The sequence below is a fragment of the Desulfuromonas thiophila genome (genome assembly GCF_900101955.1).
GTDB classification, from domain to species: domain Bacteria; phylum Desulfobacterota; class Desulfuromonadia; order Desulfuromonadales; family Desulfuromonadaceae; genus Pseudodesulfuromonas; species Pseudodesulfuromonas thiophila.
Window position 1 is genome coordinate 194,862 of record NZ_FNAQ01000002.1, and the last position, 13,054, is coordinate 207,915.

The 13,054-nt window shown below is 57.6% G+C and carries 13 protein-coding genes and 1 tRNA gene; all 14 read left to right on the top strand.

Going from position 1 to position 13,054, the window contains the following annotated elements:
• Positions 1-43 precede the first annotated feature (43 nt).
• The 14 genes from BLR80_RS03215 (at position 44) to dnaB (ending at position 13,053) form a co-directional block, all read left to right on the top strand.
• On the top strand, positions 44-907 hold the full coding sequence (locus BLR80_RS03215; protein ID WP_092076219.1) for a 4-(cytidine 5'-diphospho)-2-C-methyl-D-erythritol kinase: 864 nt from the start codon (positions 44-46) through the stop codon (positions 905-907).
• 112 nt (positions 908-1,019) lie between these two features.
• Positions 1,020-1,094: transfer RNA gene (locus BLR80_RS03220), tRNA-Gln, on the top strand.
• Between the two features lie 138 nt (positions 1,095-1,232).
• Positions 1,233-2,171 carry a ribose-phosphate pyrophosphokinase gene (locus BLR80_RS03225; RefSeq protein ID WP_092076220.1) on the top strand — a complete coding sequence of 313 codons (939 nt, stop codon included), beginning with the start codon at positions 1,233-1,235 and terminating at the stop codon, positions 2,169-2,171.
• 95 nt (positions 2,172-2,266) lie between these two features.
• Positions 2,267-2,869, top strand: a complete 603-nt coding sequence (locus BLR80_RS03230) for a 50S ribosomal protein L25 (protein WP_092076222.1) — start codon at positions 2,267-2,269, stop codon at positions 2,867-2,869.
• Between the two features lie 7 nt (positions 2,870-2,876).
• On the top strand, positions 2,877-3,452 hold the full coding sequence (pth, locus tag BLR80_RS03235) for an aminoacyl-tRNA hydrolase (protein ID WP_092076224.1): 576 nt from the start codon (positions 2,877-2,879) through the stop codon (positions 3,450-3,452).
• 38 nt (positions 3,453-3,490) lie between these two features.
• Complete coding sequence (locus BLR80_RS03240) at positions 3,491-5,500, top strand: sodium-translocating pyrophosphatase (RefSeq protein WP_092076226.1); 2,010 nt, start codon at positions 3,491-3,493, stop codon at positions 5,498-5,500.
• Positions 5,501-5,574: 74 nt separating this feature from the next.
• A complete protein-coding gene (gene ychF / locus BLR80_RS03245) occupies positions 5,575-6,669 on the top strand; it encodes a redox-regulated ATPase YchF (RefSeq protein ID WP_092076228.1) in 1,095 nt (364 codons plus the stop codon).
• Between the two features lie 582 nt (positions 6,670-7,251).
• Entirely contained in the window at positions 7,252-7,602 is a 351-nt protein-coding gene (locus tag BLR80_RS03250; protein WP_092076230.1) for an MBL fold metallo-hydrolase, read from the top strand.
• 114 nt (positions 7,603-7,716) lie between these two features.
• Positions 7,717-8,808, top strand: coding sequence for a GGDEF domain-containing protein (locus tag BLR80_RS03255; RefSeq protein ID WP_092076232.1), 1,092 nt, complete (start codon positions 7,717-7,719; stop codon positions 8,806-8,808).
• Between the two features lie 531 nt (positions 8,809-9,339).
• Positions 9,340-9,708 carry a 30S ribosomal protein S6 gene (gene rpsF / locus BLR80_RS03260; RefSeq protein ID WP_092076234.1) on the top strand — a complete coding sequence of 123 codons (369 nt, stop codon included), beginning with the start codon at positions 9,340-9,342 and terminating at the stop codon, positions 9,706-9,708.
• Positions 9,709-9,758: 50 nt separating this feature from the next.
• The gene (gene rpsR / locus BLR80_RS03265; protein ID WP_092076236.1) at positions 9,759-10,016 is read left to right on the top strand and encodes a 30S ribosomal protein S18; all 258 of its coding nucleotides are present in this window, start codon (positions 9,759-9,761) and stop codon (positions 10,014-10,016) included.
• 13 nt (positions 10,017-10,029) lie between these two features.
• Positions 10,030-10,989 carry a DUF2232 domain-containing protein gene (locus tag BLR80_RS03270; RefSeq protein ID WP_092076238.1) on the top strand — a complete coding sequence of 320 codons (960 nt, stop codon included), beginning with the start codon at positions 10,030-10,032 and terminating at the stop codon, positions 10,987-10,989.
• Between the two features lie 20 nt (positions 10,990-11,009).
• Complete coding sequence (gene rplI / locus BLR80_RS03275; RefSeq protein ID WP_092076240.1) at positions 11,010-11,462, top strand: 50S ribosomal protein L9; 453 nt, start codon at positions 11,010-11,012, stop codon at positions 11,460-11,462.
• A 214-nt stretch (positions 11,463-11,676) separates the two neighbouring features.
• Complete coding sequence (gene dnaB, locus BLR80_RS03280) at positions 11,677-13,053, top strand: replicative DNA helicase (RefSeq protein ID WP_092076242.1); 1,377 nt, start codon at positions 11,677-11,679, stop codon at positions 13,051-13,053.
• Position 13,054 lies beyond the last annotated feature (1 nt).

Here is a 13,054-nt window from a genome sequence, read left to right on the forward strand (position 1 = left end):
GGGAGAGTCCACAGCGACAGTGCTGCTGAAAAAGGGGGAACGAATGGCGATCTACCGGGCGGCTGCCAAGGTGAATCTGTGTCTGCATGTGTTGTCGCGGCAGGCAGATGGCTATCATCAGCTGTGCATGCTGATGCAGCGCATAGGTCTTTATGATCTTATCGAAATCGAGCTGACGGCCGGGTCGGGAGTTGAACTGGAGTGCGCCGGGGTTGTGTTGCCGCCGGGAGGATGTAATCTGGCGGAGCGGGCTGCTCGACTGCTGCTTGATCAGCTGAGTGATCCGCCTGGCGTGCGGATTGTTCTCCATAAGCGGATTCCCGTGGCCGCCGGTCTGGGAGGGGGATCTTCCGATGCCGCGACGGTGTTGTTGGCCTTGCGGCAACAGCTGAATGTGCCGTTGGCGCAGGAGCAGCTCATGGCGCTGGGGTTGCGTCTCGGCGCTGACGTGCCTTTTTTCCTGCAGGGACAGCCGGCCTGGGCGCTGGGCATTGGTGAGCGCCTTCAGCCGCTGCGGGGGCTGCCCAACTGCTGGTACGTTTTGCTCAATCCCGGCGTTGCTCTGAGTACGGCACAGGTCTATGGTCAGGTGCGGCATTATTCGACAGCGCCGATGCGGCGCCTGCATTTTACCCGCACTGCCGAGTTGGCTGGCTTGCTGCACAACGATCTGCAACTGCCGGCGCAGGGTTTGGCACCGGCAATTGAACAGGCTGCGGCGGCTTTGCACGCTGCTGGCGCTGAAGCTGTTTTGCTGTCCGGTAGCGGTGCGACGCTGTTCGCGCTGTGTGATAGCGAAGTAGCAGCGCGGCAATTGGCAGCACGCCTGGCGCTGGCCCCGGGGTGGTGGCTGGCGGTTGCTGAGGGGCTGGTGGATGTCCCGGCGTTGCTGCCGGCGCCGGCCTGACACGGCGGTTTTTTTGTTTGCAGTAGCGCGGCGGGTGTTGTATAACCCCCCCCACGACAGGCAGCGCCGGGTGCGCAGGGGGTTGCTGTCGCATCCTGTAGAGTTGTTCCGATGGGGCGTCGCCAAGCGGTAAGGCACCGGATTTTGATTCCGGCATTCCCAGGTTCGAATCCTGGCGCCCCAGCCATCGCCTGCCCAAGCACAGAGGTCGTCCTGTCGTAGCCGCGGCGTGCTTCGGGGGGCTTTTGTTGTTCGCCGTCTTTGTTGCGCCGCCTGCGTTGTGGGTGGCTTCCTTGTTTTTATCTGCTGTTATTCAGGATCGCCCGTGAACAAGTTTAAGATTTTTGCCGGCAATTCCAACCGTTCCCTGGCGCAGGAAATCTGTGCTGATCTGTCCCTGCCCCTTGGGGCCGCCAACGTCAAGACCTTTTCCGATGGCGAAATCATGGTCGAAATTGGCGAGAACGTGCGTGGTCGAGATGTTTATGTCGTGCAGTCGACCAGCGCGCCGAGCAACAATACCCTGATGGAACTGCTGGTAATGGTCGATGCTCTCAAGCGGGCTTCGGCAGAAAGCATCACTGCCGTTATTCCCTATTTTGGCTACGCCCGACAGGATCGCAAGGTGGCGCCACGTACGCCGATTACCAGCAAGCTGGTGGCCGATCTGATCTCTGTCGCCGGCGTCAATCGGGTGGTGACCATGGATCTGCATGCGGGTCAGATTCAGGGTTTTTTTGATATTCCGGTTGATCATCTGTATGCCGCCCCAGTGCTGCTTGATGATATTCAGCAACGGTTCCGGCAGCGTGTCGTTGTGGTGTCGCCGGATGCTGGCGGGACCGAGCGGGCGCGGGCCTTTGCCAAGCGCCTTGATGCGGGTCTTGCCATTATCGATAAACGCCGCAGTGGGCCGAATGTTTCCGAAGTGATGCATATCATTGGTGATGTGCGTGATCAGATCTGCATTATCGTCGATGACATGATTGATACCGCCGGCACATTGTGCCATGCGGCCGAAGCACTCAAAGAGCAGGGCGCACGCGAGGTTTATGCCTACGCAACTCATGCTGTGCTGTCGGGCCCGGCTCTCGACCGCATTGAGGCCAGCTGTCTGCAGGAAGTGGTTGTGACCGACACCATCTGCTGCAAGGACAAGGTCGGTCGTTGCCCACGGCTGCGGCAGTTGCCGGTATCGAATATCCTGGCTGAAGCCATCCGGCGGATTCATTCGGATGAGTCGGTCAGTTCGCTGTTTGTCTAAGCCCGGCGATTGCCGGGATCGTATTGTTCTGTCACAAATTTCCCTGGTCGTTTAGATCAACGGCTGTCGCGTTGCCCTATGGAGGATTACACACAATGGCACAAGCTGAACTGAATCTGTCGAATCGTGAGCGCCTGGGCAAGGGTGGTGCGCGCAGCGCCCGTCGTGCCGGGCTGGTCCCAGGCGTGGTCTATGGCGCCGACATGTCGCCCTGCGCCGTTACCGTAGAGCCGAAGGCGCTGCAGAAGGCCCTTGCAACCGATGCCGGTTGGAATACGCTGCTGACCCTGCGAGGCGAAGGAGCGTTTGCTGGTCGTCTGGCTGTCGTGAAGGACATGCAGCTTCATCCGCTGCGGCGTACGCCGGAGCATGTTGATTTTCAGGCGATTGACATGAGCCGCAAGCAGGCATTTATGGTGCCGGTCATGGTGGAAGGTCGCTCCAAGGGCGAGAAGGAAGGCGGCACCCTGGAACTGATCCGCAAGGAGCTTGAGGTTTACTGTCTGCCCACCCAGGTGCCCAGCAGTATTGATGTTCCGGTGGCACAATTGGAAATCGGCGATGTTGTCCATATCGAGGATATCAAGGCACCCGAAGGGGTCGAACTGGTGCACGATGTCAACTTTACCGTGATTACGGTGGTTGGCCACAAGCCGTCAGACGACGTCGAAGAAGGCAGCGAGACCTCGGAAGACTAGAGGCGTCATGCTGATTGTTGGCCTGGGAAATCCCGGCGACCGTTATGCCCAGACACGTCATAACATTGGCTTTATGGTCGTGGACCAGCTGGGCGAGCGCTGGCAGCTGTCACTGAACAAAAAGGGGCACCAGGCTTTCTGGGGGCAGGGCCGTCGGCAGGCTGAACCCGTGATATTGCTCAAACCGCAGACCTTCATGAATCTGAGTGGCGCCAGTGTGGCATCGGCCTGCAAGGCCTTTGGCTGTGATCCGGGTCAGCTGCTGGTGGTTCATGATGATCTGGATCTGCCGTTCGGTCAGCTGCGAATCAAGCAGGGTGGCGGTCATGGTGGTCATAACGGATTGCGGCATATCATAAAGGTGCTTGGCACCAGTGATTTCCTTCGTTTGCGGCTGGGCATCGGTCGGCCCGGCGAAGGCGAGGAAGTGGTTGCCTATGTGCTGCGGGCTTTCACAGCAGAGCAGAAACAACAGGTAGTGCCCCTGCTGCAACGTGCCAGCGAGGCTATTGAGGCCATCGTTGACATGGGGGTGGCGCGGGCCATGTGTGCCTTTAACGGGCAGAATTCCATCGGTAACTGAAACAACGAGAGAGTCGAAAGCAAAGGGGGAAGGATCTTATGGCGTACTTTGCCGTACTTCTGGGGATTGTCGGTTTTGCCGCCGCAATCGTGCTGTACAACAGGGTCAAGGCCGAGCCGGCCGGCAACGCAACCATGGTAGAGATTTCGGATGCGATTCATGCGGGCGCCATGGCGTTTCTGCGGCGTGAATATCGGGTATTGGCGATCTTTATCGGCGTTGTGTTTCTGCTGATTCTGGCAGGCATGGGACAGCAGACGGCGTTTGCGTTCCTTGGTGGCGCGCTTTGCTCAATGGTTTGTGGTTTCATCGGCATGAAGGCGGCTACCCGCGCCAACGTGCGCACCACCGAGGCGGCCCGCCTGCATGGCCAGGCTCGGGCACTGGAGGTGTCGTATAATGGTGGCGCGGTCATGGGGCTGTCGGTGGCTTCGCTGGGCCTGGTGGGTGTTGGTTTGGCCTATGCCTATTTTGGTGGCAACCCGGAAACCGCACGCTATATCAATGGTTTTGCCATGGGCGCTTCGTCTATTGCCCTGTTTGCCCGTGTGGGCGGCGGCATCTACACCAAGGCAGCCGATGTCGGTGCTGACCTGGTGGGTAAGGTCGAAGCCGGTATTCCTGAAGACGATCCGCGTAATCCGGGCGTTATTGCCGACAACGTCGGTGACTGCGTTGGCGATACCGCAGGTATGGGAGCTGACATTTTCGAGTCCTATGTCGGCTCGATCATTGCGACCATCGCCATCGCTGCTGCTGCCAGTCCCGAATTGCTGGCCCAGTTGGGCTCGGGTGAGGGTGTGCAGAGTGCCGCCATGGCCCTGCCGCTGATGCTGGCCGCTTTCGGCCTGATCTTCTCCGGGGTTGGCATCTATTCGATGAAGCGCTTTCAGGACAAGGACCCGGCCACGGCTCTGCGTCTGACGACCTTCGTTGCCGCCGGACTGTTCATGGTGGCTTCCCTGTTCATTATCCTGATCATGGGCCTGAAATTCGGTATCTTCCTGGCGCTGGTGGGCGGCTCTCTGGCCGGCATCGCCATCGGCCTGATCACCGAGTACTATACCGCCGAAGCGCCGGTCCGGCGGATTGCCGAGGCCAGCAAAACCGGTCCGGCCACCAACATCATCAGTGGTTTGGCTGTGGGTTTGGAAAGCTGCGCCGCTCCGATCCTGGTTATTTGCGTCGGCATTCTGGTCGCCAACTACTTTGCCGGCCTGTACGGCATTGGTATCGCCGCTGTTGGCATGCTGGCAACCGTTGGTGTGACCATGACGGTTGATGCCTATGGTCCCATTGCCGACAACGCTGGCGGCATCTCTGAAATGGCTGGCCTGGGTCCGGAGGTGCGCACGATTACCGATGGCCTCGACGCGATTGGTAATACCACTGCTGCCGTTGGCAAGGGCTTTGCCATTGGTTCGGCGGCCCTGACCGCCTTGGCGCTGTTCTCGGCCTATGCCACTACCGTTGGTCTTGAGGCCATCAACCTGATTGAGCCGCGCGTGGTTGTTGGTCTGTTGATTGGTGGTGCGCTGCCGTTCTTTATCGGTGCCCTGACGATGACCAGCGTTGGCCGTGCCGCCGGCAAGATGGTTGACGAGATTCGTCGCCAGTTCCGCGAAATTCCCGGCCTGCTCGAAGGCAAGGAAGGCGTCAAGCCTGAGCCGGAAAAGTGTATCGATATCTCCGCCCAGGCGGCCCTGAAAGAAATGGTTCTGCCTGGGGTGGTTGCTGTCGTGGCCCCGGTGCTGATTGGCTTTTTGCTTGGCAAGCAGGCCCTGGGTGGCATGCTGGCCGGTGCGACGCTGGCTGGGGTATTGCTGGCCCTGATGATGTCCAATGGTGGTGGTGCCTGGGACAATGCCAAGAAGTACATCGAAAAAGGTGCACTTGAAGGCGAGAAGAAGGGCGGCGAAGCACACAAGGCGGCTGTCGTTGGTGATACCGTTGGCGACCCGTTCAAGGACACCTCCGGTCCGGCGATGAACATTCTGATCAAGTTGATGAGTGTTGTGTCGCTGGTGATCGCACCTCTGCTGGTCTGATCCGCAGGCAGGTTTGCACTTTTTCGGATAGCCGGGGCATTTGCTCCGGCTATCCGTGTTTGGAGAGCTTATTTATGGGTTTCAAATGCGGTATCGTCGGATTGCCCAATGTCGGCAAGTCCACGATTTTCAATGCTATTACCAGCGCCGGAGCGGAGTCGGCCAATTATCCATTTTGTACCATCGAGCCCAATGTCGGCATCGTGGCGGTGCCGGACCCACGACTCGACGCGCTGGCGGCGATTGTCAAGCCCAGGCAGGTACTGCCGACGACCATGGAGTTTGTCGATATTGCCGGTCTGGTCAAGGGAGCCAGCCGTGGCGAGGGATTGGGAAACCAGTTTCTCGGTCATATCCGCCAAGTAGACGCCATCGCCAATATCGTGCGTTGTTTCGAGGATGACAACGTGGTGCATGTTGATGGCAGTGTCGATCCGTTGCGGGATATCGACGTGATCCAGACCGAACTGAATCTGGCAGACCTGGAAAGTCTCGAACGGCGTAAAACGCGCATCCAGAAGCAGGCCAAAAGTGGCGATAAGGCCAGCCAGGCGGAACTGGAGGTGATTGAGACGATTGAGCGCTGCCTTAACGAGGGCTTGCCGGCCCGGCGGGCTGCCCTGGCGCCGGAGCAGCAGCGTCTGGCACGGGATTTCCATCTGATAACCCTCAAACCGGTCCTCTATGTTGCCAATGTGGCGGAAGATGACCTGGAGGGGCAGCATCCCCATGTGGCAGCGGTGCGTGACTATGCCTGTCGCCAAGGGGCCGAACTGGTGCTGATCTGTGGCAAGATCGAGGCTGAGATTGCCGAGCTGTCGGCAGAGGAAAAGAGCGAGTTTCTTGCTGCCATGGGGCTGCAGGAGTCTGGTTTGGCGCAGATGATTCGGGCCGGTTATCAGTTGCTCGGGTTGCAGACCTATTTTACTGCCGGTGTCAAGGAAGTGCGCGCCTGGACCGTCCCCGTTGGGGCCACCGCACCTCAGGCTGCCGGGGTGATTCACTCAGATTTTGAGCGGGGGTTCATTCGGGCGGAGGTGATTGCCTATGCCGATTTTATCTCCTGTGGTGGCGAAGCGGGTGCCCGTGAAAAGGGGTTGTTGCGGGTGGAAGGCAAGGACTACCGGGTACAGGATGGGGATGTGATGCATTTCCGTTTCAATGTTTAACACCTCCCAACGGATGATTCCGGGGGATTCTTGTTGGCACCGGATTTACGCAACGAGATGTTTGTTGTGCATCGATGATTCGGCTCGTATTAAGCTACTTAGGGCCTTGACGGGGCATCTACGCAACAGGAGATTGAGCCCGTTTGCGATACTTGGGCATGGCTTGACGATGTTCGATTCGAAACGATCCCGGTAGGGCTAGCTTCAAATGTTGCTCAACCGTCTTGAAGACCAACGCCGCCTGCGAATCATGGCTGGGAATTTCCACCAAGTTGGCATCGGCCTGCCACCAGCAGCCTTGTGGTTTGCTTTGGTCACTGCATAACGGCAGCACCGCCGAAAGGTTATTGTTGCCTCGTTGAATCAAGCGGCAGGGTTACGTCGTAACCCCGCCGCTCCAGTTCATCACGAATCCTGCCGGTATCGATTCGCCTTGGATGGCGAAGAATTAGGCGCAGCATCGCCCAGTGCCATTGCAAAGCGTCCAAAATTCTCTCCTGGCCATTTGAATACCATGATGCTTTCCACAAGCGACGCTGAGCGTCGCTTGTGGCGCAATAATGGAAACATCAACCAGCTCGTATGGAATTCTGTTTGAAAGTTCGCATTCACCGTGGCACGCAACAAATTGGCGGAACCTGCATCGAGCTGGCAGCAGCGGGCAACCGCATCGCTCTGGATTTCAGCTTGCTGTTTGATGGAGATGCGACCAACACCAAACTAGTGCCCGAAATCGCTGGTGACGACCTGCGGTGCATCGTGATTTCACATCCCCATATTGATCACTACGGGTTGCTTCATCATTTGTCAGGCCGCTCGCCCGTTGCCATGGGCAGTGCCGCACGGTGGATTGTTCAAGCCGCTACTCTCTTTACCGGGCAGCCATTGCCATTGCTCAAATTCTCGCTTTGCTGCCGGGCAGGGATGATCTGAGTGGCAGCGAGGTTCGTACAGTGCGCCATGTGACTTGTCGTATCGCTGTGATCGTGGTGTGATCGATCGCCAGCCATTTCCAGCTCAATAGCACTGTACACCTGGAGACCATGTATGCCTGGCTTGGATGACCAGACGTTTCATAAAACCGTTCATTTCGAACGGGTCAAATTGCTCTATCAGGCTGCCGCCTCAAATGGTCTGCGAAGCAGCTTTCTGGTCATTCTGTTTATCCCCCTTTTCTTGTGGCCCTATGTTGACCATGCCCTGTTGCTGGTGTGGACAGCCGTGGTGGTCTGGATCAATTGTTTAAGGGTTTTGCTGTGGAAAGAGTTTCAGCGCCGACTGGCCAAACAGCTGATTACCCCTGACAATGCCCTGACATGGGAGCGCTACTTTGTCCTCGGTATCAGCATGACAGGGTTGCCTTGGGCTGCGACCATCTTCTTCCCGTTCCAGCAGCAGCCCCTGGCCTGCATGATCTATGTGCTGTTGATGCACACCGGCACCAACGCCGCCGTCAGTGCCATGTACATGGCGTCAAAAGCAACAACTATCAGTTACCTTGTCGTCACACTGATGCCGACCCTCATGCGGATTGCCTGGGAAGGGGCCTGGCAGCATATGGTCATCAGCCTGCTCGGTGTCGTGTTTATTGCTATCATGGGCCGCTGCATCCGTATTCACAGCCGCAACCTGATTGAGACCATCGAGCTGAAAATAAAGAATGAAGAACTCTCCAAGCGGGATTACTTGACCGGACTGTGGAATCGCAGACATCTCAACGAGTTCACCAGCAACCTGCTACCGGCAAATACAACGGAAATACACCGGCCCTTCTGCGTCATGCTCAGCGATATTGATTTCTTCAAGAAATACAACGATACCCACGGGCACAATGCCGGCGACGAACTGCTGTCCACCATCGCCCGCCTGATCAGGCAGAACATCCGCTCAGAAGACTTGGCTGTACGCTACGGCGGGGAAGAATTCTTGATCGTGTTTGTCGGGTTGAAATTGAATGAAGCTGTGGCCATCGCCGAGCGTATCAGGCAGGTCATCAAGCAGGAAACCAGCGTCACCATCAGCGCCGGGTTGGTTGAGCATGAATGGGGGATCGACTTTAAGGATCTGACCCAGCAGGCGGATAAGCTGCTTTATCAGGCCAAAAGTTCGGGCCGTGATCAGGTGGTTGTTGATGTGTAGGCTGCGTGATTTTGACCCTGAATTGGTCATTAGTGACTACTTCTGCAGCCGACAAAGACAACACGCCAGTCTGGCTATGCACCCCCCCGAAAGTTTAGTGGAGCAAATTCGTCAGGCGGCAAGGGGCCGCCTGACCATAACATGGTGTCCACAATTGCGGACCGACCTCAGTCTCAGTGGTGTGAAGTTTATCTGTGTGGTGGGGACATTTCGGTTTTAGTTGAACAGCACGGTACGGCTTTCAATTGCTTCCGGAATTATCAAGCTTTCAGGGTCGCCCGGCAAACGCGCAGAAGTTTGGCCCTATCCGAGTAATTTGGGGCCGCTTTATGAAAGCGCCCGCCAGAAACCAAGACTTCTCGTCCATTCTTCCTATTCAACGTCTAACAGCCCCCGGTCGGTCTGAAATCACTGGACTCGGCCGATTCGATATGTTATTGACTGCTGTTCCGCAAGTCGGGAGCCTTTAGGGGGCTCCCGCTCCTTGTTCCGGGGGAGTCCGGAGCTGTTAACCCAAGAGGAGGTGTACGCATGCGTACCTATGAAACCATTTTTATTGTCGATCCCCGCGTGGCCGGCGACGACTACAGCACCCTGCTGGAGAAGTATAAAGGGGTGCTGGCGGCGGAAAGTGCCGAGCTGCTCAAATGTGCCGAGTGGGGCACCAAGCGGTTGGCCTATCCGGTTAAGAAGCACGAGCAGGGTACTTATGTGCTGATGAACTACAAGGCGGGCAACGCTGTGGTCAAGGAATTCGAGCGCCGGATGCGCATTGACGATGCTGTCATCAAGTTCCAGACGGTAGTGCTCGATGGCGAACTGGATCTGTCGGCACCGACGGCTGTTGTCGCTGATGAGGACGCCGTTGCCGACGATGATGATGAGGAAGACGCCGAATAAGTCCTGGTTCGGGTTTTGTTGCCCACTGAATAAAGATAAAGGAGTACCCGATGTCATTTGCAAAAAAAGGCGCACCGCGCCGTCGTTTTGGCCGTCGCAAAGGCTGCCGCTTTTGTGCCGACAGCAGCCTGAAAATCGATTACAAGGAAGTGCGTACCCTGCGGTATTTCATCTCTGAGCGGGGCAAGATTGTGCCGCGGCGGATCTCCGGCAACTGCGCCATTCATCAACGCAAGGTGACGGAAGCGATCAAACGGGCGCGGAACATTGCTCTGCTGTCGTTTACCTCCAACCGCACGGTCGAATAACGGGACCGCGATTATGACCGTTGATGCGTCCAACAGCCTGGCTTCGCCACCGGCACGGGATCTGAGTCTGCCCGTTTTTGTGCTGTTGGCCTGTGCCTTGGTACTGCTGGCGCGCTGTGTCGGTCCTCTGGCTGCGCCTGCGCATTTGCTGATGCCGCTGCCGCTGCTGTTGGCGGGATTGCGGCAGGGACTCAGGGCTGCTGCGGCCGTGTCGCTGTTGGCCATGGCCCTGCAAATAGCACTCAGCGGTCTGCCGGCCATGCTGTTCTACCTCGCTGCCTATGGTGGGCCGACGCTGCTTCTGGTGGTGTTGTTGCGCCAGGGCCGCCGTTGGCCCCAGGCGACTCTGGGGGCTGTGCTGTTGTCTCTGGCCGGTCTGGCGGGATTGCTGCTGCTGGCCGCCGGCCCTGATCTGGGCCGGGTTGATCAGCTGGTCGGTGACTATGTGACGCAGCAAGCGGAGTTGGTCCGTCAGCTGTATCAGCAAGCCGAGCTGTCTGCCGACCAACGGTTGGAGCTGCTGCAGGTGGTTGATCAGGCAGCGTATTTCTTCCGTCAGACGTTTCCGGCCATTGCTGTGGTTGGTCTGGGGCTGATCTATTTGATCAGCTTGTCCCTGGCCCTGACCTGGCGGGTTCAGACGCTGTTGTTGCATGGCCCTTTGTTCACCCGTTTGCGGGTGGCCGAATCCTTGATCTGGCTACTGATTTTGGCGGGTTTTGCCCTGCTGTTGCCCCAGCCGCAGATCAAGCGGTTGGCTTTAAACCTGCTGGTGGTGCTGTTGCCGCTATACTTTCTGCAGGGATTGGCTATTATCAGCCATTATTTGCAAAAAAAAGGTTTTTCGCTGGTGTCGCGTGCCTTTGTCTATACCCTGGTGGTCGTCTTCAACCCCTTGCCGCTGTTGGTTACGGCCATGGGGGTGTTCGATCTCTGGTTTGATTTTCGTAAGCCGCGCGTCAAGACGAGTTAGATTTATTTCAGGAGTTAGCAATGGAAATCATTTTAACGGAAAGCATTGAAGGGCTCGGTGAGGTTGGCACCATTGCCAAGGTCAAGCCGGGCTATGCCCGCAACTATCTGCTGCCGCGGGGACTCGCTGTTGTGGCGGACATGCGCAACATGAAGGAATTTGAGCACCAGAAGCGCCAGTTGGAGCGTAAGGCGCAGAAGATTGCCCAGACCTCCGAGGCCATTAAGGCGCGTATCGAGGCTTGCCCCTGCGTCTTCAGCCTGCGCGCCGGCGAGGAAGGCAAGCTGTTTGGTTCGGTTACCAGTGCCGATATCTGTGACAAACTGGCGGCTGCCGATATCCAGATTGATCGCAAGAAGATTCAGCTGGATGAGCCCATCAAGTTGCTGGGCGAGCACCAGGTTGGCATCAAGTTGCCCGGTGCCATTACGGCGACAATCAAGGTTGTGGTCAATCCGGCGGACGCGGACTGATCGCGGTTGTTTGTTTCACCAAGCTTTCACCGTCGGGCCGCCCGCATCTGCAGGCGGCCCGGTTGTGTTTTGCGGCGGCATTCGCTGTGATTGGCGCTGTACGCAGAATGCCGTTGTCTTTCGGCCGCAGAGACCGGCAGAATCGTTTTTTGATCAACCCGGAGCTTTTGCGGGTTGTTATCCGTCGGCCTGTTGCCTGTAGAGGAATCCTATGATGTCCGAGAATGCTAGTGGCCAGCGGCTGCCGCCACAGAACCTTGAAGCGGAAATGTCGGTCCTCGGCAGCATATTGCTGGAGAACGACGCGCTCAACCGGGCTCTGGAAATTCTTGTTCCCGATGACTTCTACCGGGACAGCCATCGACGGATCTTTCAGGCATTGATCGCCTTGTCCGACCGCAGTGAGCCAGCGGACCTGGTGACTCTGACCGCTGAGCTGAAACGGCGCGATCAGCTTGACAGTGTCGGAGGGGCCACCTATCTGGCGCTGCTGGTGGATTATGTGCCAACGGCAGCCAATATCAGCTATTACGCCCGGCTGGTCAAAGAGACGTCCGTGGCCCGGCATATGATTCAGGTGGCGACCGAGATTGCCCGTCGTGGTTATGAGGGGCAGGAGGTTGAGAAAACCCTCGACTGGGCGGAAAAATCGATCTTCGAGATTTCCGGCATGCGCAGCCGGCCGTCGTATTTTTCGACGCGCGAGATCATGCAGGATACCTTTAAGGCCATTGAGAAGCTCTATGAACGCAAGGAGCTGGTGACGGGGGTACCGACGGGGTTTCTCGATCTTGACACCATGACGGCGGGACTGCAGGCCGGCGATCTGGTGATCGTTGCCGGCCGGCCGTCCATGGGCAAGACGGCTTTCTGCGTCAACATGGTAGAGCATGCCACCATTCATGCCGAGCGGCCAGCAGCGGCCCTGATCTTCTCACTGGAGATGAGCAAGGAACAGCTGGTTCAGCGTATGCTTTGCTCCGTTTCCCGGGTGGATGCCAGTCGCTTGCGTACCGGCCATCTGGGGGATTCCGACTGGCCCAAGCTGACCAACGGTGCCGGGCTGCTGTCGGAAGCGCAGATTTTCATCGACGATACCCCGGCCATCAGTGTGCTGGAGTTGCGCGCCAAGGCCCGCCGGCTTAAGGCCGAATACAATCTGGGATTGGTGGTGGTTGACTATCTGCAGTTGATGCAGGGCCATAACGCCGAAAGCCGCCAGCAGGAAATCTCCGAAATTTCGCGTTCGCTCAAGGCGCTGGCAAAGGAACTGAGTCTGCCGGTGGTGGCGTTGTCACAGCTCAACCGTTCGCTGGAAAGCCGTACCGACAAGCGGCCGGTGATGGCTGACCTGCGCGAATCCGGTGCTATTGAGCAGGATGCTGACGTCATCATGTTCGTCTACCGCGAATCGGTCTATTGTGAGGCCTGCAAACGACGGGATGGCTCCTGCGAGAAAAATCACGAGCGCGACGCTGAAATCATTATCGGCAAACAGCGAAATGGTCCTATTGGCACCGTGCATCTGACCTTTCGGGGCGAATACACCCGCTTTGAAAGCCAGTCAAGTCGCCGCGAGCCGGAATACTGAA

Coding starts and splice junctions, on each gene's coding strand:
- ychF (WP_092076228.1), top strand. CDS start 5,575: ATGGGTTTCAAATGCGGTATCGTCGGATTGCCCAATGTCGGCAAGTCC.
- pth (WP_092076224.1), top strand. CDS start 2,877: ATGCTGATTGTTGGCCTGGGAAATCCCGGCGACCGTTATGCCCAGACA.
- BLR80_RS03230 (WP_092076222.1), top strand. CDS start 2,267: ATGGCACAAGCTGAACTGAATCTGTCGAATCGTGAGCGCCTGGGCAAG.
- dnaB (WP_092076242.1), top strand. CDS start 11,677: ATGTCCGAGAATGCTAGTGGCCAGCGGCTGCCGCCACAGAACCTTGAA.
- rpsF (WP_092076234.1), top strand. CDS start 9,340: ATGCGTACCTATGAAACCATTTTTATTGTCGATCCCCGCGTGGCCGGC.
- BLR80_RS03240 (WP_092076226.1), top strand. CDS start 3,491: ATGGCGTACTTTGCCGTACTTCTGGGGATTGTCGGTTTTGCCGCCGCA.
- BLR80_RS03250 (WP_092076230.1), top strand. CDS start 7,252: ATGGAATTCTGTTTGAAAGTTCGCATTCACCGTGGCACGCAACAAATT.
- BLR80_RS03215 (WP_092076219.1), top strand. CDS start 44: ATGGCGATCTACCGGGCGGCTGCCAAGGTGAATCTGTGTCTGCATGTG.
- rplI (WP_092076240.1), top strand. CDS start 11,010: ATGGAAATCATTTTAACGGAAAGCATTGAAGGGCTCGGTGAGGTTGGC.
- BLR80_RS03255 (WP_092076232.1), top strand. CDS start 7,717: ATGCCTGGCTTGGATGACCAGACGTTTCATAAAACCGTTCATTTCGAA.
- BLR80_RS03270 (WP_092076238.1), top strand. CDS start 10,030: ATGACCGTTGATGCGTCCAACAGCCTGGCTTCGCCACCGGCACGGGAT.
- rpsR (WP_092076236.1), top strand. CDS start 9,759: ATGTCATTTGCAAAAAAAGGCGCACCGCGCCGTCGTTTTGGCCGTCGC.